General features: G+C 70.7%; 21 protein-coding genes and 2 pseudogenes. 9 read left to right on the forward strand and 14 right to left on the reverse strand.

Features of this window, described 5'->3' with window-relative positions:
- Window positions 1–60: 60 nt before the first annotated feature.
- The 4 genes from ACZ3TS_RS15940 to ACZ3TS_RS15955 form a co-directional block, all read right to left on the reverse strand.
- Window positions 61–579: a SixA phosphatase family protein gene (locus ACZ3TS_RS15940; RefSeq protein ID WP_467618080.1), complete on the reverse strand. Its 519-nt coding sequence runs from the start codon at window positions 577–579 to the stop codon at window positions 61–63.
- Window positions 580–736: 157 nt separating this feature from the next.
- Complete coding sequence (locus ACZ3TS_RS15945; RefSeq protein WP_467618083.1) at window positions 737–949, reverse strand: hypothetical protein; 213 nt, start codon at window positions 947–949, stop codon at window positions 737–739.
- A 162-nt stretch (window positions 950–1111) separates the two neighbouring features.
- The gene (locus ACZ3TS_RS15950; RefSeq protein WP_107116635.1) at window positions 1112–1228 is read right to left on the reverse strand and encodes an SGM_5486 family transporter-associated protein; all 117 of its coding nucleotides are present in this window, start codon (window positions 1226–1228) and stop codon (window positions 1112–1114) included.
- Window positions 1229–1326: 98 nt separating this feature from the next.
- Entirely contained in the window at window positions 1327–2685 is a 1359-nt protein-coding gene (locus tag ACZ3TS_RS15955) for a CynX/NimT family MFS transporter (RefSeq protein WP_467618085.1), read from the reverse strand.
- A 121-nt stretch (window positions 2686–2806) separates the two neighbouring features.
- On the opposite strand from ACZ3TS_RS15955, the gene ACZ3TS_RS15960 reads away from it, so the two are divergent.
- On the forward strand, window positions 2807–3496 hold the full coding sequence (locus ACZ3TS_RS15960) for a FadR/GntR family transcriptional regulator (RefSeq protein WP_467618087.1): 690 nt from the start codon (window positions 2807–2809) through the stop codon (window positions 3494–3496).
- 7 nt (window positions 3497–3503) lie between these two features.
- Here the strand turns inward: ACZ3TS_RS15960 and ACZ3TS_RS15965 are convergent, their stop codons facing one another.
- The 3 genes from ACZ3TS_RS15965 to fabG form a co-directional block, all read right to left on the reverse strand.
- Window positions 3504–3875: a hypothetical protein gene (locus tag ACZ3TS_RS15965; RefSeq protein ID WP_467618090.1), complete on the reverse strand. Its 372-nt coding sequence runs from the start codon at window positions 3873–3875 to the stop codon at window positions 3504–3506.
- A gap of 148 nt (window positions 3876–4023) precedes the next feature.
- Window positions 4024–4791 (reverse strand): enoyl-ACP reductase FabI, encoded by a 768-nt coding sequence (gene fabI / locus ACZ3TS_RS15970; RefSeq protein WP_467618092.1) that lies wholly within the window; start codon window positions 4789–4791, stop codon window positions 4024–4026.
- A gap of 5 nt (window positions 4792–4796) precedes the next feature.
- Complete coding sequence (gene fabG, locus ACZ3TS_RS15975; protein WP_467618094.1) at window positions 4797–5501, reverse strand: 3-oxoacyl-[acyl-carrier-protein] reductase; 705 nt, start codon at window positions 5499–5501, stop codon at window positions 4797–4799.
- 271 nt (window positions 5502–5772) lie between these two features.
- Here fabG and ACZ3TS_RS15980 point away from each other — a divergent pair, with 271 nt between their 5' ends.
- From ACZ3TS_RS15980 to tyrS, 3 genes are read left to right on the forward strand one after another with little or no spacing between them, the layout of a single operon-like run.
- On the forward strand, window positions 5773–7317 hold the full coding sequence (locus ACZ3TS_RS15980; protein ID WP_467618095.1) for a TldD/PmbA family protein: 1545 nt from the start codon (window positions 5773–5775) through the stop codon (window positions 7315–7317).
- Window positions 7314–8708 (forward strand): metallopeptidase TldD-related protein, encoded by a 1395-nt coding sequence (locus ACZ3TS_RS15985; RefSeq protein ID WP_467618097.1) that lies wholly within the window; start codon window positions 7314–7316, stop codon window positions 8706–8708. The genes ACZ3TS_RS15980 and ACZ3TS_RS15985 overlap by 4 nt, the downstream gene beginning before the upstream one ends.
- Before the next feature lie 57 nt (window positions 8709–8765).
- Window positions 8766–10034, forward strand: a complete 1269-nt coding sequence (gene tyrS, locus ACZ3TS_RS15990) for a tyrosine--tRNA ligase (protein ID WP_467618099.1) — start codon at window positions 8766–8768, stop codon at window positions 10032–10034.
- A 63-nt stretch (window positions 10035–10097) separates the two neighbouring features.
- On the opposite strand, the gene ACZ3TS_RS15995 is transcribed toward tyrS, so the two are convergent.
- A complete protein-coding gene (locus tag ACZ3TS_RS15995) occupies window positions 10098–10379 on the reverse strand; it encodes a GlsB/YeaQ/YmgE family stress response membrane protein (protein ID WP_467618101.1) in 282 nt (93 codons plus the stop codon).
- Window positions 10380–10620: 241 nt separating this feature from the next.
- Between ACZ3TS_RS15995 and ACZ3TS_RS16000 the strand changes: the two genes are divergently transcribed.
- Both ACZ3TS_RS16000 and ACZ3TS_RS16005 read left to right on the forward strand, forming a co-directional pair.
- Window positions 10621–11052: a DUF3099 domain-containing protein gene (locus tag ACZ3TS_RS16000; protein ID WP_467618103.1), complete on the forward strand. Its 432-nt coding sequence runs from the start codon at window positions 10621–10623 to the stop codon at window positions 11050–11052.
- A gap of 216 nt (window positions 11053–11268) precedes the next feature.
- Window positions 11269–11505 carry a hypothetical protein gene (locus ACZ3TS_RS16005; RefSeq protein ID WP_467618105.1) on the forward strand — a complete coding sequence of 79 codons (237 nt, stop codon included), beginning with the start codon at window positions 11269–11271 and terminating at the stop codon, window positions 11503–11505.
- Window positions 11506–11525: 20 nt separating this feature from the next.
- On the opposite strand, the gene moaA is transcribed toward ACZ3TS_RS16005, so the two are convergent.
- The 3 genes from moaA to ACZ3TS_RS16020 all read right to left on the reverse strand — a co-directional run bounded on the left by moaA (window position 11526) and on the right by ACZ3TS_RS16020 (window position 14637).
- Complete coding sequence (gene moaA, locus ACZ3TS_RS16010; protein WP_467618106.1) at window positions 11526–12515, reverse strand: GTP 3',8-cyclase MoaA; 990 nt, start codon at window positions 12513–12515, stop codon at window positions 11526–11528.
- A 149-nt stretch (window positions 12516–12664) separates the two neighbouring features.
- Window positions 12665–14284 (reverse strand): solute symporter family protein, encoded by a 1620-nt coding sequence (locus ACZ3TS_RS16015; protein WP_467618108.1) that lies wholly within the window; start codon window positions 14282–14284, stop codon window positions 12665–12667.
- Window positions 14281–14637, reverse strand: coding sequence for a DUF485 domain-containing protein (locus ACZ3TS_RS16020; RefSeq protein ID WP_467618110.1), 357 nt, complete (start codon window positions 14635–14637; stop codon window positions 14281–14283). Before ACZ3TS_RS16020 ends, ACZ3TS_RS16015 begins: the two co-directional genes overlap by 4 nt.
- Before the next feature lie 289 nt (window positions 14638–14926).
- On the opposite strand from ACZ3TS_RS16020, the gene ACZ3TS_RS16025 reads away from it, so the two are divergent.
- Window positions 14927–16447 (forward strand): S8 family peptidase, encoded by a 1521-nt coding sequence (locus tag ACZ3TS_RS16025; RefSeq protein ID WP_467618112.1) that lies wholly within the window; start codon window positions 14927–14929, stop codon window positions 16445–16447.
- A gap of 69 nt (window positions 16448–16516) precedes the next feature.
- A pseudogene (locus tag ACZ3TS_RS16030) lies at window positions 16517–17094 on the forward strand (CoA transferase); the annotation flags it as partial.
- A gap of 138 nt (window positions 17095–17232) precedes the next feature.
- Here the strand turns inward: ACZ3TS_RS16030 and ACZ3TS_RS16035 are convergent.
- The 3 genes and pseudogenes from ACZ3TS_RS16035 to ACZ3TS_RS16045 all read right to left on the reverse strand — a co-directional run bounded on the left by ACZ3TS_RS16035 (window position 17233) and on the right by ACZ3TS_RS16045 (window position 19732).
- On the reverse strand, window positions 17233–18279 hold the full coding sequence (locus ACZ3TS_RS16035; protein ID WP_467618113.1) for a zinc-dependent alcohol dehydrogenase family protein: 1047 nt from the start codon (window positions 18277–18279) through the stop codon (window positions 17233–17235).
- A gap of 148 nt (window positions 18280–18427) precedes the next feature.
- Window positions 18428–18778 (reverse strand): annotated as a pseudogene (locus ACZ3TS_RS16040) (sterol desaturase family protein); the annotation flags it as partial.
- Between the two features lie 243 nt (window positions 18779–19021).
- Window positions 19022–19732 carry a VIT1/CCC1 transporter family protein gene (locus ACZ3TS_RS16045; protein ID WP_467618115.1) on the reverse strand — a complete coding sequence of 237 codons (711 nt, stop codon included), beginning with the start codon at window positions 19730–19732 and terminating at the stop codon, window positions 19022–19024.
- 299 nt (window positions 19733–20031) lie between these two features.
- On the opposite strand from ACZ3TS_RS16045, the gene ACZ3TS_RS16050 reads away from it, so the two are divergent.
- Window positions 20032–21036 carry a DEDDh family exonuclease gene (locus ACZ3TS_RS16050; RefSeq protein WP_467618116.1) on the forward strand — a complete coding sequence of 335 codons (1005 nt, stop codon included), beginning with the start codon at window positions 20032–20034 and terminating at the stop codon, window positions 21034–21036.
- The last annotated feature ends 29 nt before the right edge of the window (window positions 21037–21065 follow it).

The following is a 21065-nucleotide window of genomic DNA, read 5'->3' on the forward strand; positions in this document are numbered from 1 at the left end:
GGACGCCGGCGGGGCACGGCAACCGTGCGGGTGCCGGGCCCCGTCCCGCTCCGTAGGTGGCTACTCGCTCGGCGCCCAGTAGTCGACCAGGGTCGCCGTGCCCGGCTCCAGTGACTTCCAGGAGCCGTCGAAGGAGAGCACGGCGAAGGCGCCGGCCGGGAAGCCGCGCCGGCTCAACCGCTCGCGGGCGTCGTCCTGGGCCGCACCGGCGAGGATCTCCGCGAGCCCTTGGATGCCGGGGTTGTGACCGATCAGGATCACGTTCCGCGCGTCGTCGGGGACCTCGTTGAGCACTGCGATCAGCTCGCCGGGCGAGGCTTCGTAGAGCCGCTCCTCATAGATGGTTTTCGGCCGGTGCGGAAACTCCTGGACCGCGAGCTTCCAGGTCTCGCGGGTGCGCGCCGCGGTCGAGCAGAGGACCAGGTCGAAGGGGATGCCGGTGTCGGCCAGCTTGAGTCCGGCGACAGCCGCGTCCTTGCGGCCCCGGTCAGCGAGCGGACGTTCGTGGTCGGGCACCTGCGGCCAGTCGGCCTTCGCATGCCGGAAGAGGACAATCCTGCGGGGTTCTGCGGAGCTCATGGGTCCCAGCTTCGCATGAAACAGGCCAGGGAGCGCAGGGAGTTGACGGCGTCGGGCGCGCGCCTGCGCACGGGTGGCTCACCCGGTCGCCCGACCGCCCCACCTGGGAGGACGAGGCCGACTTGGCGCCCGGGCCGCCAGGGCGGGTGGGGTGGTGTCACGGCGCGTGGTGGGTCATCGTCTGCTGGATGCGCTCGACGAGGTGGCTGAGGGCGGGGTCACCGCCGGCGCCCGCGTCCGCCGGGTTGAGGATCAGCGCCAGCAGGAGGATGAAGGCCAGCGTGGGCAGGGCGAGGGCCCACCACGGCAGCCGGATGTCGACGCCGCCCGTGGTCGCCGGGTGGGGCCGGGGGTGCGTACGGGCCGACATGACCGCCTCCGTGGATCTCCGGGTGGTGCATGGTCCGCCCCTCGCGGCCACACCTCGAAGCTACGGACTCGGGAGCCGTCAACCCATCCGGTGATCCACCCACTTGACCCTGACACTGACCCCCTAGGGGATGGTGGGGCCAGCCCCACCCAGGTCCTGTCGTCAGGGTGAGGCGATCGTTGCGATGACGGCGATGATCACGAAGATGGCGAAGAACGTGCCGAAGACGAGCAGCATCTTCTTCTGGCCGTTCTTGGGATTCGGGTCGAGCACGGGCATGCGGTCAGTTTCGCACCCCGTTCCCGTCCGGGCTCCGGCGGGGTCGGCGGCACCCCGGACCGGGCCGGCGCTCGTCGCGCCCCATCGGGCCTGGCCGCTCAGCGCGTCGCCTCGTCCTCCACCGTCCGGTCGCGGCCCGCCAGGACACCCACGACGGTCTGCGGCACCATCAGCCCGGCCATGAGGGCGAGCGGCAGGCCCCAACCGCCGCTGTGCTGGTAGAGGACACCGACCAGCAGCGGCCCCGGGACCGACAGCAGGTACCCGGTGCTCTGTGCGAACGCCGACAGCTTCGCCACCCCCGCGCCCGTCCGTGCCCGCATCCCCACCATGGTGAGCGCCAGCGGGAAGGCGCAGTTGGCGATGCCGAGCAGTATCGACCACACCCAGGCGCCGCCCGCCGGAGCCCAGTACAGGCCGGCGTACCCGGCGAGACCGCACACGCCGAGGGCGACCACGATCGGGCCCTGGTGCGGCAGCCGGGTGGCCAGCCGCGGGATGACGAAGGCGAGGGGCACGCCCATCACCATCGTGACGGCGAGCAGCAGACCGGCCGTGCCGGCGGCCACCCCCGCGTCGCGGAAGATCTGCGCCATCCAGCCCATCGTGATGTAGGCGGCCGTGGCCTGGAGCCCGAAGAAGACGGCCAGCGCCCAAGCGGTCCGGCTCCGGGTGATCCGCAGCCCGTCGAACTCTCCCCGGCCGGAGTCCGCGGAGTCCGCGGAGTCCGCGGAGTCCGCGGAGTCCGCGGAGTCCGCGGAGTCCGCGGAGTCCGCGGAACCCGCGCCCCGCGCCCGTACGAAGGGGATCCAGGGCAGGACGGCGGCCGCCGACAGCGCCGCCCAGACAGCCAGCCCCGACTGCCAGCTCCCGCCCAGCGCGTCGGTCATGGGCACCGTGACCGCCGCCGCGGCGGCCGTGCCGAGGGCGAGCGCCATCGAGTACAGGCCCGTCATGGAGCCCACCCGGTCGGGGAACCAGCGCTTGACGACCACCGGCATCAGTACGTTGCTGACGGCGATGCCCATCAGGGCGAGCGCACTGGCGGCCAGGAAGCCGACGGTGTTCCCGGCGTAGGGGCGGATCACCAGGCCGGCGGTGATAGCGGCCATTCCGGCGCAGACCACGGCGCTCGGACCGAAGCGGCGTGCGAGCCGCGGCGCCATGGCCCCGAAGGCGGCGAAGCAGAGCGGCGGTACGGAGGTCAGCAGCCCCGCGACGCTGCCGCTCATGCCGAGCCCGTCGCGCACCTCTTCCAGAAGGGCGCCGAGGCTGGTGATGGCGGGGCGCAGGCTGAGCGCCGTGAGGACGATGCCGAGGGCCAGGACGCGCGTCGTCCAGGCGCGCGTACGGAACGCATCGCTTCCGGTCCTCGTCTGCGTCCCCGTTCCTGTGCCCGTCCCGACGGAGCTGCGCATCGGTGCGGACGCCGTCGTCCCGGTCTCCTCGCGTGCCATGAGAGCCATCATAGAATCATGGGATGATTGGCTGCCCACTTTCCGCTGCGTTACGCTCCGAGTCCTTGAAGCCCCCGACATCCTTGAAGGCCCTCGACCCGGGCCCGCACGAAGGACCGTCATGCCGCTGAGCCATCCCCGCCGATCCGCGCTGTCCGAGCAGGTCATCGCCGAACTGCGGAACCAGATCACGTCGGGCGAATGGCCGGTGGGCTCGCGCATCCCCACCGAGCCCGAGCTGGTCGGGCAGCTCGGGGTCGCCCGCAACACGGTCCGGGAGGCGGTCCGCGCGCTCGCGCACAACGGTCTGCTGGACATCCGCCAGGGGTCGGGCACCTACGTGGCGGCGACCAGCGAGCTGGCGGGCGTGATGCACCGCCGCTTCGCCGACGCCGACCCGAACCACATCGCCGAGCTGCGCTCCACCCTCGAGTCGGGCGCCGCCCAGCTGGCCGCCGAGCGGCGCACCGAGCGCGACCTCAAGCAGCTGGACGCGCTGCTTGTGCGCCGCGAGGAGGCATGGGAGTCCGGGGACGCGGAGGCGTTCGTGACCGCCGATGCGACGTTCCACATGGCGGTGGTGGCCGCGTCCCACAACGACGTGATGACGGCGATGTACGCGGACCTGGGCGAGGTGCTGCGGGACTGGCTGCGCGACGACGTCGGCGAGGAACTGACACCGGAGACGTACATGGACCACACGGGGCTGATGGACGCCATCCGGGCGGGCGACGCGGCCGCGGCGGCCGCTGAGGCGGCGAGCTATCCGTTCATGTGCCGCCCGGGGCGTCCGAAGTCCGCCGGCCGATGACCCCGCCTCACCGGGCGTGTCCGGCCCACGCCGAGCGCACGTTCTCCCAGCACCGGCCGGTCAGTCGTACGGTCATCGCCGGCCCGGCGTCCACCGGGGCGGTGTCGGTGTCCAGGTCCCACCAGTGAGCGCACTCGATGTGCAGACTCACGTGATCGGTGTCGGGATAGGGGTTGTGGCAGTAGGCGACGACCTCCGAGCCCGTGACTCGGACACGGCACTCGGACCCGAAGGGCTGCGGGTCAGGGCTCTTCCCGGCCTCTACGCGCGCGTGCGGCACGGTGTGTTTCCCGCGCGCATGCGTCAGGGCGTCGTACGGCAGCGACGTCACCAGGGCGATGGCCAGGAAGGCCGGAGCGAAGCGGCGGGACAAGCGCACAAGGGGACCTCCTGGGCCGTTCGGCTGCGGGGCGGTCGTACTCCCAGCGTGCGTGGTGTTCGGCCCGCGGGGCCCTGTCAGTTGCTCCGAACGGGCGACGCCCCGCTCCCCGCGGTTGCGGGAAACGGGGCGTCCGCGATCGCGCCGGTCAGGCGCCGATGGCGTGCAGTCCGCCGTCCACGTGGATGATCTCGCCGGTGGTCTTCGGGAACCAGTCGCTCAGCAGGGCGACGATGCCGCGGCCGGCCGGCTCCGGGTCCTTGAGGTCCCACTCCAGCGGGGAGCGGCTGTCCCACACGGAGGCCAGGTCGCTGAAGCCCGGGATGGACTTGGCGGCCATCGAGCCGAGCGGGCCCGCCGAGACGAGGTTGCAGCGGATGTTCTGCTTGCCCAGGTCACGGGCCATGTAGCGGCTGGTGGCCTCCAGCGCGGCCTTGGCCGGGCCCATCCAGTCGTACTGCGGCCAGGCGTACTGCGCGTCGAAAGTGAGGCCGACGACCGATCCGCCGTTCTGCATCAGCGGCAGGCAGGCCATGGTCAGCGACTTCAGGGAGAACGCCGACACGTGCATGGCGGTGGCCACGGACTCGAACGGCGTGTTGAGGAAGTTGCCGCCGAGCGCGTCCTGCGGGGCGAAACCGATGGAGTGCACGACGCCGTCGAGGCCGCCGAGTTCCTCGCCGACGACGTCGGCCAGGCGGCCGAGGTGCTCGTCGTTGGTGACGTCGAGCTCGATGACCTTGGTGGGCTTGGGGAGCTTCTTGGCGATGCGCTCGGTCAGCGTGGGCCGCGGGAACGCGGTGAGGATGATCTCGGCGCCCTGCTCCTGGGCCAGCTTGGCGGTGTGGAAGGCGATGGAGGACTCCGTCAGCACACCGGTGATCAGGACGCGCTTGCCCTCGAGAATTCCGCTCATGGTGATCAGTGACCCATTCCCAGTCCGCCGTCAACGGGGATGACGGCTCCAGTGATGTACGAGGCGTCGTCGGAGGCGAGGAACCGCACCGCCGCGGCGATCTCCTCCGGCTGCGCGTACCGGCCGAGCGGCACCTGCGACACGATGTTCTCGCGCTGCTCGTCGGTGAGCACCTTGGTCATGTCCGTGTCGACGAAGCCGGGGGCGACGACGTTGAAGGTGATGTTGCGCGAGCCCAGCTCACGGGCGAGGGAGCGGGCGAAGCCGACCAGGGCGGCCTTGGAGGCGGCGTAGTTCGCCTGCCCGGCCGAGCCGAGCAGCCCCACGACCGACGAGATCAGGACGACGCGGCCCTTCTTGGCGCGCAGCATGCCGCGGTTGGCGCGCTTGACGACGCGGAAGGTGCCGGTGAGGTTGGTGTCGATGACGGAGGTGAAGTCCTCCTCGGACATGCGCATCAGGAGCTGGTCCTTGGTGACGCCGGCGTTGGCGACGAGGACCTCGACCGGGCCGTGCTCGGCCTCGATCTCCTTGTAGGCCTGCTCCACCTGCTCGGTGTCGGTGATGTCGCACTTGACCGCGAGGAAGTCGGCCGGCGGCTCACCCGAGCGGTATGTGATCGCGACCTTGTCGCCGGCGTCGGCGAACGCGCGGGCGATGGCGAGGCCGATGCCCCGGTTGCCTCCAGTGACGAGAACCGAGCGGCTCAACGGATCACCCTTTCGATAGCGGTCTGTGACCCCTGCAAGACAGGCGCCTTCGGCGAAAACCTATCGGTCCGGCCCGCCGCACGGACAATCGGGCACCGACAGTGGCGAACGGGACTGGCTGTCGGATCCCTACAGAAGTGGCGGGGAGTGATCCGCGCCTGAACGGTCACCGGAGGCAAAGGGTCCCGCCGCAGGACGGAAAGGTGTGGTCCGCGGACCCGCTCGCGGGACATGATCGGACCCGACAGGCCACGACAGCAGGGAGACCTCCGTGCCTCATTCCATCGACGAAGCCTTCACGGCACTGCCGCTGCGGGCCCTGGCCGACGCGGCGCTGGCACGCGCGCGGTCGCTGAGGGCCGAGCACGCGGACTTCCGGTTCGAGCGGGTACGCAGTGCCGCGTGGCGGTTGCGCGACGGCCGGCCCTCCGGGTCGTCGGACACGACCGACCTGGGGTACGCGGTGCGGGTCGTGCACGGCGGGGCCTGGGGGTTCGCCTCGGGTGTCGATCTGACGCCGGACGCCGCCGCCAAGGTGGCGTCGCAGGCGGTGGCGATGGCGAAGCTGTCGGCACAGGTGATCAAGGCGGCGGGTTCCGGCGTGGGGGCACCTCCCGCGCCTTTCAGGGTCGAACTGGCGGACGAACCGGTGCACGCCGAGAAGACGTGGGTCTCGGCGTACGAGATCGATCCCTTCACCGTGCCCGACGAGGACAAGACGGGGCTGCTGGCGGACTGGAGCGCGCGGCTGCTGGCGGCCGACGGCGTCAACCACGTGGATGCCTCGCTCCTGACCGTCCACGAGAACAAGTTCTACGCCGACACCGCGGGGACCGTGACCACCCAGCAGCGCGTGCGGCTGCACCCGCAGCTCACCGCCGTCTCGGTCGACGAGTCCACCGGCGAGTTCGACTCGATGCGCACCCTCGCGCCGCCGGTCGGCCGTGGCTGGGAGTACCTGACGGGCACCGGCTGGGACTGGGACTCCGAGCTGGCGCAGATCCCCGAGCTGCTCGCCGAGAAGATGCGCGCGCCGAGCGTCGAGGCGGGCGTGTACGACCTGGTGGTCGACCCGTCCAATCTGTGGCTGACCATCCACGAGTCCATCGGGCACGCCACCGAGCTGGACCGGGCGCTCGGGTACGAGGCCGCGTACGCGGGCACCTCCTTCGCCACCTTCGACCAGCTGGGCAAGCTGAAGTACGGCTCCGAGCGGATGAACGTCACCGGTGACCGCACCGCCGAGCACGGCCTGGCGACGATCGGGTACGACGACGAGGGCGTCGAGGGCCAGTCCTGGGACCTCGTCAAGGACGGGACGCTGGTGGGCTACCAGCTGGACCGGCGCATCGCCAGACTGACCGGGTTCGAGCGGTCCAACGGGTGCGCGTACGCCGACTCGCCCTCGCACGTGCCGGTGCAGCGCATGGCCAACGTGTCGCTCCAGCCGGATCCGGCGGGGCTGTCCACAGAGGATCTGATCGGTGGTGTGGACCGCGGCATCTATGTCGTGGGGGACCGTTCCTGGTCCATCGACATGCAGCGGTACAACTTCCAGTTCACCGGTCAGCGGTTCTTCAAGATCGAGAACGGGCGTATCACGGGCCAGCTGCGGGATGTCGCGTACCAGGCGACGACCACCGACTTCTGGGGCTCCATGGCAGCCGTCGGCGGCCCACAGACATACGTCCTCGGTGGCGCCTTCAACTGCGGCAAGGCCCAGCCGGGTCAGGTCGCGGCGGTCTCGCACGGCTGTCCCTCGGCCCTCTTCAAGGGCGTCAACATCCTCAACACCACGCAGGAGGCCGGTCGATGAGCGCCCGTACGAACAAGCCGCACGAGATCGTCGAGCGTGCTCTCGAACTGTCCCGCGCGGACGGGTGCGTCGTCATCGCCGACGAGCACTCCACCGCCAATCTGCGGTGGGCGGGCAACGCGCTGACCACGAACGGTGTCACGCGCGGGCGCACTCTGACCGTCATCGCGACAGTCGACGGCAAGGAGGGCACGGCGTCCGGGGTCGTCTCTCGCTCGGCCGTCACCGCCGGCGAGCTGGAGTCGCTCGTACGGACCGCGGAGGCCGCCGCCCGCGGCGCGGGGCCGGCCGAGGACGCACAGCCGCTGGTGACGGGGGTGCCTCAGGCGCCGGACTTCACGGACGCGCCCGCCGAGACCTCGTCGGCCGTCTTCGCGGACTTCGCCCCGGCACTCGGCGAGTCGTTCGCACGCGCGCGTGCGGGCGGCCGCGAGCTCTACGGCTTCGCCAACCACGAAGTCGTCTCGACGTACGTCGGTACGTCGACGGGACTGCGGCTGCGTCACGATCAGCCGAGCGGCACGCTGGAGCTCAACGCCAAGTCGCCGGACCGTACGCGCTCGGCGTGGGCGGGACGCTCGACCCGGGGCTTCAAGGACGTCGACCCGGCGGCGCTGGACGCGGAGCTGGCCCAACGGCTGGCGTGGGCGGAGCGCAGGATCGAGCTGCCCGCGGGCCGGTACGAGACGCTGCTGCCGCCGACCGCGGTCGCCGACCTGCTGATCTACCAGATGTGGTCGGCGGCGGCCCGGGACGCGGCCGAGGGCCGCACGGTGTTCAGCAAGCCCGGCGGCGGCACGCGCGTCGGGGAGAAGCTCTCCGAGCTGCCGCTGACCCTGCGCAGCGACCCGAACGAGCCCGGCCTGGAGACGGCGCCCTTCGTCATCGCGCACGCCTCGGGCGACGACGCGTCCGTGTTCGACAACGGGCTGCCGCTGAAGGCCACCGAGTGGATCGGCGGGGGCGATCTCAGGCATCTGACGACGACCCGCCACAGCGCCGGCCTGACCGGCCTTCCCCTCACGCCGTCGATCGGGAACCTGATCCTGGACGGGGGCGCCGACCGGTCCCTTGAGGAGATGGTCGCGGACACCGAGCGGGGACTGCTGCTGACCTGTCTGTGGTACATCCGTGAGGTCGACCCGGCGACGCTGCTGCTCACCGGGCTGACCCGGGACGGCGTCTACCTCGTGGAGAACGGCGAGGTCACCGGCGAGGTCAACAACTTCCGCTTCAACGAGTCCCCGGTCGACCTGCTGGGCCGCGCCACCGAGGCCGGGCGCACGGAGAAGACGCTGCCGAGGGAATGGAGCGACTGGTTCACCCGCGCCGCGATGCCTCCGGTACGGGTGCCCGATTTCAACATGAGCTCTGTCAGTCAGGGCGTATAACCTCGTAGTCGGCTGTCACCCGACCGCCCGAGGATCATCCAAGGAGACACGAGAACCGTGACGGACATCGTCGACGAGCTGAAGTGGCGTGGGCTCATCGCCCTCTCCACGGACGAGGACGCACTGCGCAAGGCGTTCGCGGACGGCCCCGTCACGTTCTATTGCGGCTTCGACCCGACCGCGCCCAGCCTGCACCTCGGCAACCTCGTCCAGATCTTGACGATGCGCCGGATCCAGCAGGCGGGTAACCGCCCGCTGGGCCTGGTCGGGGGCGCCACGGGCCTCATCGGCGACCCGAAGCCGACGGCGGAGCGCACGCTGAACGACCCCGAGGTGGTGGGCGGCTGGGTGGCGCGGCTGCGCGGCCAGATCGAGAAGTTCTTGGACTTCGAGGGGCCGAACGCCGCGACCATGGTCAACAACCTGGACTGGACCCAGGGCCTGTCGGCCATCGACTTCCTGCGTGACATCGGCAAGCATTTCCGGGTCAACAAGATGATCTCGAAGGAGGCCGTCGCCAGGCGGCTGCACTCGGACGCGGGTATCAGCTACACCGAGTTCAGCTACCAGATCCTGCAGGGCATGGACTTCCTCGAGCTGTACCGGAGGTACGGCTGCACGCTGCAGACCGGCGGAAGCGACCAGTGGGGCAACCTCACGGCAGGCGCGGACCTGATCCACAAGGTGGAGCCGCACGTCGCGGTGCACGCGCTGGCCACACCGCTGATCACCAAGGCGGACGGCACCAAGTTCGGAAAGACGGAGTCCGGCACGGTCTGGCTCGATCCCGAGCTGACCACGCCCTACGCCTTCTACCAGTTCTGGCTGAACGCCGACGACCGGGACGTCTCCAAGTTCCTGCGCATCTTCAGTTTCAAGTCGCGCGAAGAGATCGAGGACCTGGAGAAGCAGACCGAGGAGCGTCCGCAGGCCCGCGCCGCCCAGCGTGCGCTCGCCGAGGAGCTGACGACGCTGGTGCACGACGCCGACCAGACGGCCGCCGTGATCGCCGCGTCCAAGGCCCTCTTCGGCCAGGGCGAGCTGGCGGAGCTGGACGACAGGACACTGGCCGCGGCACTCGCCGAGCTGCCGCACATCGAGGTCACCGAGCTCTCCTCGGTCGTGGACCTCTTCGCGTTGGTCGGCCTGGTGCCCAGCAAGTCGGCCGCACGGCGCACGGTGAAGGAGGGCGGAGCGTACGTGAACAACGTCAAGGTGACCGCCGAGGACGCCGTCCCCGCAGCGGAGGACCTGCTGCACGGCCGCTGGCTGGTGCTGCGCCGCGGTAAGAAGAACCTGGCCGCGGTCGAGGTCACCGGCGCCTGAACCACGCCCGTACGCGCGGGGAAGGGGGCGGTCCCGCCGGGGGCCGCCCCCTTCCCCGTGCCGTCATGCCCGCTCTCTGCCTCTGCTGCCCTTCACCGAGGTGTACGCCATGTCCCCGAGGAAGACGAGGACGACCGCGGCGGCGAGCTGGAGGCCGTGGCGGCCCCAGTCGATGCCCCGGGTCTCCGCGATCCCGATGGCGCGTGCGATCGCGTTGCCCGCGATGCCGCCGATCATGCCCATCAGCGTGGTCAGCCAGAGCGGGCTGTGCTGTTTGCCCGGCAGGATGAGCTTGGCCAGCAGGCCCAGCACGAATCCGACGATGATCGCCCACAACCAGCCCATGGCTGCCTCCTCGTACGGCGCGACGTGAGCAGTACGCCCAGTCTCGGGCTGTCCGCCATACGGCGCATGTCGGGCGCACCCGTACGCGGTAGTGCGCAGCGCTCTCCCTCAGGCTGGAGGTGCCCCGGTCTCGAACGCGGCGCAGGCGCGGCGTAACGTTGTGCATGTTCGGGCCCGGCTCCTGACCGGGTACGGACCGGGTACGGGCAGGGGAGCCCGAGGCAGGCGGGTGGTGGATGTGATGCGGAAGCTGAACAGCGGCGGTCACGCCCAGGTGTTCCGGATCACGGGTGCCCGGCAGGGTCTCGCCGAGGACGTGCGTGGCCGGCAGCGCCGCTACGTCATCTCGATGAGCGTGCGCACGGTCTCGGTGATCCTCGCGGCCACCCTGTGGAACGTCTCGCGGCCGGTCGCCGTCGTCGCACTGGTCCTGGGTGCGGTCCTCCCCTATATCGCCGTCGTCATCGCCAACGCCGGACGGGAGAACGCACCGTCCCTCCCGTCGACGTTCGTCAGCGCACCGATGCGTCCGATGATCGCTCCGCCGCAGGACGAGGGGGCTTCACGCCCGAGCGCGTCCGAGGACGAGCAGGGCGCCGCGGAACCGTTCTCGGAAGACATTCCGGCGGAGTCCGCGGCGGGCGTCCGGACCGAACCGCACGAGCGAACCTGACCACGGCGGAACGCCCCGACACCGAATGACGCCCCCGGACCAAGCTCAGGAAAAGCTCAGATCAATCATGTAGTTCCAGTGCCGGGCAGTGGGTCACCCGTGACATACTTCGTACGCGCTCCGCATCCCCCGTCGGAGCGACAGACCGACGCCGGGCAGCTCCCCCCGTGGCTGCTCGGCGTCGCCTTTGGTGAGCACGCTAGGGTCGTGGATGTGATGGGACCTGACCCCGACTCGCCGATGTGTTCCGCCAAGGGCTGCCGTGCGGACGCCGTGTGGGTGCTCGCCTGGAACAACCCGAAGCTTCACACGCCCGAGCGCCGCAAGACGTGGCTGGCGTGCGAGGAGCACCGTGAGTATCTGTCGAAGTTCCTGAGCGTGCGGGGGTTCCTCAAGGACGTGGTCGAGCTGGAGGACTGGGAGTCCCCCGGCACCGGCTCACCGACGGGCTGAGTCACCCCCCGATCGCTGAGTCAGCCCCCGATCGCCGACATCGGCCGCTCGGGCTGCAGGAACGACGGGTCGTCCAGCCCGGAACCGGCCTTCTTGCCCCACATCGCGAGCCGCCAGATGCGGGCGATCTCCTCGTCGGGGGCGCCGGAGCGGAGCGCCGCGCGCAGGTCGGTCTCCTCGGTGGCGAACAGGCACGTCCGTATCTGACCGTCGGCCGTCAGCCGCGTACGGTCACAGGCCGCGCAGAACGGGCGGGTGACCGAGGCGATCACCCCGACGCGGTGCGGACCGCCGTCCACGGTCCAGCGCTCGGCCGGTGCGGAGCCGCGTTCCCCGGCGCCCTCGGCGGTCAGCTCGAAGCGGGTGCGCAGCGATGCCAGGATGTCCCCCGCGGTGACCATGCCCTCGCGCTTCCAGCCGTGCTGGGCGTCCAGGGGCATCTGCTCGATGAAGCGCAGCTCGTAGTCGTGCTCGACCGCCCAGGCGAGCAGGTCGGGGGCCTCGTCGGCGTTCAGCCCCGGCATCAGGACGGAGTTGACCTTGACGGGGGTCAGGCCCGCCGCACGGGCGGCCTGCAGGCCTTCGAGGACGTCCTTGTGGCGGTCCCGGCGGGTGAGGGCCTTGAAGACATCCGGGCGCAGGGTGTCCAGCGAGACGTTCACCCGGTCCAGGCCGGCCGCCTTCAAGGCCGTCGCCGTGCGCTTGAGACCGATGCCGTTGGTGGTGAGGGACATCTGCGGGCGGGGGTCCAGTGCCGCGACGCGCTCCACGATGCCGACCAGGCCGGGGCGCAGCAGCGGCTCGCCTCCCGTGAAGCGGACCTCCTTGATGCCGAGAGAGGTGACCGCGATGTCGATCAGGCGGACGATCTCGTCGTCCGTGAGCAGGTCGGGCTTGGCCAGCCACTGCAAGCCCTCCTCGGGCATGCAGTACGTGCACCGCAGATTGCACCGGTCGGTCAGCGAGACCCTCAGGTCGGTGGCCACCCGGCCGTAGGTGTCGATGAGCACGTGGGCCCCCTCCCTCGTAGCGGATCACATATTTTCCGTCATCTGCGAGCCTACGCGACCCCACTGACACAGACAGCGGCGCGATCCCATGAGGTACGCCGCGGCCGCGTCGTAGATCCCTACGACGCGGCCGTCGGTCCGGGGGTCCGTCAATGTGCCCCGGTGCCTGTCAGGGACCGTACCTCCAGCTCCGCGTACTTGCCGGCGTCCGGCTCCTCCTTCGACAGGACCGTGCCGAGCCAGCCCAGCAGGAAGCCGACCGGGATGGAGATGATGCCGGGGTTCTCCAGCGGGAACCAATGGAAGTCGACGTCCGGGAACATCGACGTCTCCTTGCCGGAGACCACTGGCGAGAACAGCACCAGGCCGACGGCGGTGACCAGGCCGCCGTAGATGGACCACAGCGCGCCGCTGGTGGTGAACCGCTTCCAGAAGAGGCTGTAGAGGATCGTAGGCAGGTTCGCGGAGGCGGCGACCGCGAAGGCGAGAGCGACCAGGCCCGCCACGTTCAGGTCGCGGGCGAGGGCGCCCAGGGCGATGGAGACGGCGCCGATGCCGATCGTCGCCCAGCGGGCCGCGCTCACCTCCTGCTTCTCGTCGGCCTGGCCCTTCTTGATGACGTTCGCGTAGATGTCGTGAGCGAACGACGACGACGAGGCGAGGGTCAGACCGGCGACCACCGCGAGGATCGTGGCGAAGGCCACCGCCGAGATGCTGGCCAGCAGGATCGCTCCCCAGTTGGAGTCGACGCCGCCCAGGTGCAGCGCCAGCAGGGGTGCCGCCGTGTTGCCCGCCTTGTTGGAGGCGATGATCTCGTCCGGCTTGATCAGCGCGGCGGCGCCGAAGCCGAGGGCGAGGGTCATCAGGTAGAAGGCGCCGATGAGACCGATCGCCCAGTTCACGGACTTCCGGGCGGCCTTCGCGGTGGGCACCGTGTAGAAGCGGATCAGGATGTGCGGCAGGCCGGCGGTGCCGAGGACCAGCGCGATGCCCAGGGAGATGAAGTCCAGCTTGGTCGTGCCGGTGGCGCCGTACTTCAGACCGGGCTCCAGGAAGACCGACCCCTTGCCACTGTTGCTCGCGGCCTTGCCCAGCAGGTCCGACAGGTTGAAGTTGAACTTCAGCAGCACCAGGAAGGTGAGCAGCAGGGCGCCCGCGATCAGCAGGACCGCCTTGACCATCTGCACCCAGGTGGTGCCCTTCATGCCGCCGATGGTGACGTACACGATCATCAGGACGCCGACGAGGGCGACGATGCCGATCTTGCCGCCGTCGCTGGTGATGCCGAGCAGCAGCGAGACCAGGACGCCGGCGCCCGCCATCTGCGCGAGCAGGTAGAAGATCGACACGACGATCGTGGAGGTGCCGGCCGCGGTACGGACCGGACGCTGACGCATGCGGTAGGCCAGCACGTCGCCCATGGTGTAGCGGCCGGAGTTGCGCAGCGGCTCGGCGACCAGGAGCAGGGCCACCAGCCAGGCGACCAGGAAGCCGATGGAGTACAGGAATCCGTCGTAACCGAAGAGGGCGATCGCGCCCGCGATGCCGAGGAAGGACGCCGCGGACATGTAGTCGCCGGAGACGGCGAGGCCGTTCTGGAAGGCGGTGAACTGGCGCCCGCCCGCGTAGAAGTCTGCGGCGCTCTTGGTCTGGCGGCCCGCCCAGACGGTGATGACGAGGGTCGCGGCGACGAACACCGCGAACAGGGTGATGATCAGCGGCCGGTGCTCGCTCGCCTCACCGGCGGCCAGGACGAGTTCGTGGCTCATGCGTCGCCCTCCATACGGGACTTGATGGCCTCGGCCCTGGGGTCGAGCTTGGCGGCGGCGTGCCGCGAGTACCACCACGCGATCAGGAACGTGGTGAGGAACTGGGCGAGGCCGAGCACCAGGGCGACGTTGACGTTGCCAAAGAGCTTGGTGCCCATGAAGTCGCCCGCGTAGTTGGACAGCAGGACGTAGAGCAGATACCAGGCGATGAACGCCACGGTCAGCGGGAAGGCGAACGAGCGGTAGGAGCCGCGCAGTTCACCGAATTCGGCGCTCTCCTGGACCGCGGTGAACTCCTCGGTGGACGGCAGGTTGTGTCCTGTCCTCGAGGGGGGAGGTGCGTCGGTAGCCACGGAGTCTCCTCGCGTTGCGGGTGCGGTGACGGCGGTGGGTCGGCGGCGAACCAGGGGCTCGCCGGTGATCCGACAGGGGGCCTCGATCGTCCTCGTGCTCCCTGCACAAGGGCACGGCGCCGCGCGTGTCCCGGTTCAACTCCCTTTATTTCTTTCGTACGTCGTCCCCGGAAATGATTGCTGACCAGCCGGGACGACGGATAGCTTCACTCTGCACCACCCGTCATGCACCTGCCGGACACGCACCGTGTTCCGGCTCGTTCACGTTTCCGGATGATGTGGAGACCCCATGGCTCATCTGCGTTCCAGACGCCGACTCGCCCTTGCCGTGCCCGTCGTGCTGTCGCTCACCGCCTCCCTGGGCTTCCTGCCGGGTGCCGCGTCGGCCGCCCCGCGCACCGCCGCCACCGCCCAGACCGCCGAGGGCCCCGAACTGGCCTACGTCGTCAACACCAGGACGGACCATCACACGATCTCGACGGTGCAGCGGGCGATAGCCGCGGCCGGCGGCACGATCGTGATCGCGTACGACCGGATCGGCGTGATCGTCGTCCACTCCGCGAACCCCGACTTCGCGAAGACCCTGCGCACGGTGCCCGGGGTGCAGTCGGCAGGCGCCACCCGCAACGCGCCCCTTCCCGCGCAGTCGACGACCGACGTCGGCACGCCGAAGGTGCTCACCTCCGAGGAGGTCGCGAGCGCCCAGGCGGCCGACGGGCAGGACCCGCTGGAGCCGTTGCAGTGGGACCTGCCCGCCATCAAGGCGGACAAGGCGCACGAGAAGACGCTCGGCAGCCACGACGTCACCGTGGCCGTCATCGACACGGGAGTGGACGACACACACCCCGACATCGCCCCGAACTTCGACCGCGACGCGTCCGCCAACTGTGTGTCGGGCAAGCCGGACACCACCGACGGGGCCTGGCGGCCGAGCGCGGCGGAGAGCCCGCACGGCACACATGTCGCGGGTGAGATCGCGGGTGCCAAGAACGGCGTCGGCATCACCGGTGTCGCACCGGGCGTGAAGGTCGCCGGCATCAAGGTGGCCACGACGGCGGGCTACTTCTACACCGAGGCCGTCGTCTGTGGGTTCGTCTGGGCGGCCGAGCACCACGTCGACGTCACCAACAACAGCTATTACACCGACCCCTGGTACTTCAACTGCACCGACGACCCGGACCAGAAGGCGCTCGTCGACGCCATCACCCGGGCCTCGCAGTACGCGGAGCGCAAGGGCACGGTCAACGTCGCGGCCGCGGGCAACGAGAACTACGACCTGGACGCGGACTCCATCACCGACCCGGCCTCCCCGAACGACGGCACGCCGAGCGACCGGGTGATCGACCCGCACAAGTGCTTCGACATCCCGACCCAGCTGCCCGGTGTGGTGACGGTCGCCGCGACGGGCGCGAGGGGCATCAAGTCGTCGTTCTCCAACTACGGCCTGGGCGTCATAGACGTCGCCGCGCCCGGCGGCGACGCCACCCGGTACCAGACCCCCGCCCCGCCGGCCACCAGCGGTCTGATCCTCGGCCCGCTGCCAGGCGGCAAGTGGGGCTACATGGCGGGCACGTCGATGGCCAGCCCGCACGTCGCGGGGGTGGCCGCCCTCATCAAGTCGAGCCATCCGCACGCACCCGCCGGTCTGGTGAAGGCCCTGCTGTATGCCGAGGCCGACGCGACGCCGTGCACGGATCCGTACGACATCGACGCGGACGGCAAGATCGACGCGGTGTGCAAGGGCTCGAAGAACCACAACGGGTTCTACGGGTGGGGCACCGTGAACGCGTTGAAGGCCGTGACGAAGTAATCCTTGTCCGTACGAAGGGGGGCCGGGCCCTTGCCCGGCCCCCTTCGCCATCTGATTTCCGACCATCCGGAGGACCTGCTGGCGGAGGCGGACGTGGTCGTCCTGGGCTACCGGCCCGGGCGCTCGACCCGTTCGGACTCGCCCCCGGGCAACTCGCCGAGCGGCGGCCCGGTCTTGTCGTGGCGCAGTTGTCGGCGTGGGGCGCGTACGGGCCGTGGGGCGGGCGGCGGGGCTCCGACAGCCTGGTACAGGTCGCCACGGGGATCGCGGTGACCGAGGGGTCGGCCGAGCGGCCGGGCGCGCTGCCCGCGCAGGCGCTCGACCACGGCACGGGATATCTGCTGGCCGCGGCCGTCCTGAGGTCTCTCACCGAGCAGACGGAGGAGGGCGGGAGCCGGGTCGTACGGCTGGCGCTGGCGCGGACGGCGGCCTGGCTGCCGGACGGCACCCCCCGGGACCCCGGGGGCGCGCGGTCGGCCTATGAGGGCCCGGGCCCGTGGCTCGCGGAGACCGACGGCGTGCTGGGCCGAATACGGTACGCGCTGCCGCCGGTCGGTTTCGCGGGCGGCCCGGTGGACCGGGCGCGACCGCCGGGGCGCTGGGGCGCGGATGCTGCACGGTGGGCGCCGGTCTCCCCCGGGGACTGAACCAGCCGACGGCGGGATGGCACACCGACGACCCGCTCGACGCCTGTGCTCCCGCGCGCGGAGGTGGTGGCGCTGGGCCTGGTCGTCGCCGTGTCGGGACTGCTGACGGCGCTGCCGCCGCCGATCCGCTGGTCGTGATCAGCCGTTGGTGACGAGCACCTTGAGGGCGGTGCGCTCGTCCATCGCCTTGTAGCCCTCGGGCACACCCTCCAGGTCGACTGTCCGGTCGAACACCGGCGAGGGGTCGATGGTGCCGTCCAGGACGTCGGGCAGCAGTTGCGGGAGGTATGCGCGCACGGGGGCGACGCCGCCGCGCAGGGCGATGTTCCGGTCGAACATGACGCCCAGGTCGAGCCCGGTACCGCTGCCGTGCGGGACGCCCACGAAGCCGATGGCGCCGCCGTCTCGGGTGATGTTCACGGCGGTCCGCATCGACTGCTCGGTGCCGACGGCCTCTACCACGGCGTGCGCGCCCTGGCCGCGGGTGAGCTCGCGGACGGCCTCGACGGCCGCCTCCCCGCGCTCGGCGACGACGTCCGTGGCGCCGAAGCGGCGCGCGATGTCGGTGCGGACCTGGTGACGGCCGAGCGCGATGATCCGCTCGGCGCCGAGCCGCTTGGCCGCCAGCACGGCACACAGCCCGACGGCCCCGTCCCCGACCACGGCGACCGTGGCGCCCGGACCGGCTCCCGCGCCGAGGGCGGCGTGGTGCCCGGTGCCCAGGACGTCGGAGAGCGTCAGCAGCCCGGACAACAGACGGTCGTCGGAGACGGCCTCCTTGGGCAGCCGGACGAGGGTGGCGTCGGCGAAGGGCACGCGCACGGCCTCGCCCTGTCCGCCGTCGTAGCCGACCGAGCCCCAGAAGCCACCGTGCTCGCAGGAGGTGGTGAGCCCCTCGCGGCAGTAGTCGCAGACGCCGTCGGACCACATGAAGGGCGCGACGACCAGGTCGCCTCGCCGGAGGCCTGTCACATCGGAGCCGGTGTCCTCGACCGTGCCGAGGAACTCGTGCCCGATGCGCTGCCCCGGCTGCCGGGGGGCCTCACCGCGGTACGCCCACAGGTCGCTGCCGCAGATGCAGGCCCGCAGCACACGGACGACCGCGTCGGTGGGCAGCTGCACCACGGGTTCGGGCACGTCCTCCACCCGCATGTCGTAGGGAGCGTGGATGGTGGTGGCGCGCATGGCGAGGGTCTTTCTCGTGCGATCGTCCTGACGGGGTGCGCTCAGCCGGTGGTCGAGCGCACTTCACCGTACGTCGCCTGCGGTGCGCCTCGCTCGTCGAGGGGGTCTGGACCAGCGGGAATTGCGCGGGAAGCGGTCGCGGTGGGTCTCATGCGGCGGGGTTGTCGGCGACCGGTACCGCCGTGACGACACGGGTCGCGGCGGGCTGCCGGCCCGGCCCGCGGAGCACCCGTCCGGCCCGCTCGCGCCAGCCGCTCGCCGCCTTGACGTCCTTCGCGATGGCCACGTACTCGTGCGTGGCGACCTTCAGCGGGTTGTACGTGCCGATGTTCTTCGTCAACCCGTACACGGGCCGGTCGGTCTCGGGGACGAAGGAGCCGAACAGCCGGTCCGAGACGATGAGGATCCCGCCGAAGTCACGGTCCGGATAGCCGCCTTGGGACGCGTGGTGCACCCGGTGGTGCGACGGCGTGTTGAGAACCGACTCGAACCAGCGGGGGGATGGAGACGGTAGCTCACCATCTCGACCAGGGTGAGCAGCACGAAGGCGGGTATCGACCACAGCACGACATCGGGCAGGTTCGTTGGGTGCACGGTAGGACCGTCGACCGGCCGGGGCCAGGGGTCGTTACCGACGAGTATGACCGGCTCGCGCTTGCTCGTTGGCGGATCTACCACGACGACCGGTGGGGGCGCCGACCTCTTCCTGCCGGAACGCCGCAGGTGTCCCGCCGGCCGACCCTCAGACCCCCACCGCCCCCAACAACGTCCCCGCGACATAGGTGACCCCCATCGCCAACGCCCCGCCCGCCATGTTCCGCACCACGGCCCGCCCCGGCCTCGCCGCTCCCAGGCGGGCGCTGGTCCAGCCGGTGATGACCAGGGCGGCCAGGACGGACACCACCGTCACCGGGAGTCGCAGGGGCGCGGACGGCAGGACCATCGCCAGCAGGGGCAGCAGCGCCCCCACCGTGAACGCCAGGAAGCTCGCCCACGCCGCGTGCCACGGGTTGGTCAGCTCGTCGGGGTCGATCCCGAGTTCCACGCGCGCGTGGGCGCGCAGCGCGTCCCGTGCCGTCAGCTGGGCCGCCGCCTCACGGGCCACCTCCCGGGACAGGCCCCGTTCCTCCAGCAGCTCCGTCAGTTCCTCCAGCTCGGCCTCCGGCTGTTCCCGCAGCTCCCGCCGCTCCAGGGCCAGCGCCGCCTTCTCCGAGTCCCGCTGGGTCGACACCGACACGTACTCGCCCGCCGCCATCGACATGGACCCGGCCAGCAGCCCGGCCAGACCCGCCGTCAGCAGAGTCGAGCGGGCCGTCGTCGCGCCGGCCACGCCGACCACGAGGCCCGCCGTGGAGACGATGCCGTCGTTCGCGCCGAGGACGGCGGCCCGCAGCCAGTTCAGCCGGGAACCCAGCGCGCCTGCGTGGGCCTCGTCGTGCATCGGTTCCATCACACCGGGAGGATGGCACCCCGGGTTCCGTCATCGCCGCACCGACTCGATCGACCGGAACGTCCAGTTCCTTGTAGACCGCCTACCGCCTTTTCCTGATCGGCTGTCACCAGGCGGATACTCTCCCATCTCGAAAGCCCCACAGAAGAACACACGGACACTGACGGGCGCCTCAGCCTCCCGGAGGGAGCGAACTCGCCCGACCCGCCCCGGTGTTGTGTGCGCCGCCGGGCGACGCGGACCGGGCCGCCGGAGACGGGCGCGCGCAACAGTGTCAGTCACGGCCCGTATCCTCAATGACCATGCTCGAAGACCCTGCGACCGCAGCGCTCCCGGCCCCCTGGCCGGCCGCGTATCCCGAGGGGTACGCGGTCGTCGACGTGGAGACCACCGGACTGGCCCGGGACGACCGGATCATTTCGGCCGCCGTCTACCGGCTGGACGCACGCGGTGAGGTCGAGGACCACTGGTACACGCTGGTCGACCCGGAACGCGACCCGGGCCCCGTATGGATCCACGGTCTGACGAGCGAGGCGCTGGAAGGGGCGCCGCTCTTCGGTGACATCGCCGAGGAGTTCGCCGACCGGCTCGCCGGCAGGGTCCTGGTCGCGCACAACGCGGTCTTCGACTGGTCGATGATCGCCCGGGAGTACGCGCGCGCGGAGCGCGAGGCCCCGGTCCGTCAGCGGCTGTGCACCATCGCGCTTTCCAAGGAACTGGGCCTGCCGCTGGCCAACCACAAGCTGGAGACCCTTGCCGCGCACTTCGGCGTCGTCCAGCAGCGGGCGCACCACGCACTGGACGACGCGCGCGTGCTGGCCGAGGCGTTTCGGCCCAGTCTGCACACAGCCGCGCGTGAAGGCGTACGACTGCCGCTGCTGGAGTGCCGCCCGCTGACGGAGTGGTCCGCTTCCCCGACCATCGGCCGGCAGTCGTCCGGCGGCTACCGGCCGGGCAGTTGGCGCCCTTCCCGCAGGCGCCCCGCCTGCCCCTACCCCAACCCCGGACGGTACGAAGAGGGCAAACGACTCAAGCAGGGCATGCGGGTGGCGTTCTCCGGCGACACGTCGGTCGACCGCGAACTGCTGGAGGACCGAGCCGTCGAGGCGGGACTGCACATCGCTACGAGCCTGTCCCGGCTCACCAGCCTGCTCGTCACCAACGATCCCGACTCGGGCACCTCGAAGACGGTCAAGGCACGGCAGTACGGGACACCCGTGGTGGACGAGGCCGCGTTCGGGCAGCTGCTGCGGGACGTCGAGCCCGCGGAGACACAGACGAGAGCGGCGGCGTCGGAGGGGCGCTGACGGACGTACGGGTGATTGCCGTGCGACTC

Source organism: Streptomyces sp. NPDC022910, assembly GCF_055561075.1.

Excerpts from the sequence above, each read along its gene's own strand:
- ACZ3TS_RS16025 (WP_467618112.1), top strand. The coding sequence starts at position 14,927 with ATGGCTCATCTGCGTTCCAGACGCCGACTCGCCCTTGCCGTGCCCGTC.
- ACZ3TS_RS16015 (WP_467618108.1), bottom strand. The coding sequence starts at position 14,284 with ATGAGCCACGAACTCGTCCTGGCCGCCGGTGAGGCGAGCGAGCACCGG.
- ACZ3TS_RS15950 (WP_107116635.1), bottom strand. The coding sequence starts at position 1,228 with ATGCCCGTGCTCGACCCGAATCCCAAGAACGGCCAGAAGAAGATGCTG.
- ACZ3TS_RS16005 (WP_467618105.1), top strand. The coding sequence starts at position 11,269 with ATGGGACCTGACCCCGACTCGCCGATGTGTTCCGCCAAGGGCTGCCGT.
- fabI (WP_467618092.1), bottom strand. The coding sequence starts at position 4,791 with ATGAGCGGAATTCTCGAGGGCAAGCGCGTCCTGATCACCGGTGTGCTG.
- ACZ3TS_RS16000 (WP_467618103.1), top strand. The coding sequence starts at position 10,621 with ATGCGGAAGCTGAACAGCGGCGGTCACGCCCAGGTGTTCCGGATCACG.
- ACZ3TS_RS16035 (WP_467618113.1), bottom strand. The coding sequence starts at position 18,279 with ATGCGCGCCACCACCATCCACGCTCCCTACGACATGCGGGTGGAGGAC.
- ACZ3TS_RS15955 (WP_467618085.1), bottom strand. The coding sequence starts at position 2,685 with ATGGCACGCGAGGAGACCGGGACGACGGCGTCCGCACCGATGCGCAGC.
- ACZ3TS_RS15945 (WP_467618083.1), bottom strand. The coding sequence starts at position 949 with ATGTCGGCCCGTACGCACCCCCGGCCCCACCCGGCGACCACGGGCGGC.
- ACZ3TS_RS15960 (WP_467618087.1), top strand. The coding sequence starts at position 2,807 with ATGCCGCTGAGCCATCCCCGCCGATCCGCGCTGTCCGAGCAGGTCATC.
- ACZ3TS_RS15985 (WP_467618097.1), top strand. The coding sequence starts at position 7,314 with ATGAGCGCCCGTACGAACAAGCCGCACGAGATCGTCGAGCGTGCTCTC.
- ACZ3TS_RS15940 (WP_467618080.1), bottom strand. The coding sequence starts at position 579 with ATGAGCTCCGCAGAACCCCGCAGGATTGTCCTCTTCCGGCATGCGAAG.
- ACZ3TS_RS15995 (WP_467618101.1), bottom strand. The coding sequence starts at position 10,379 with ATGGGCTGGTTGTGGGCGATCATCGTCGGATTCGTGCTGGGCCTGCTG.
- ACZ3TS_RS16050 (WP_467618116.1), top strand. The coding sequence starts at position 20,032 with ATGCTCGAAGACCCTGCGACCGCAGCGCTCCCGGCCCCCTGGCCGGCC.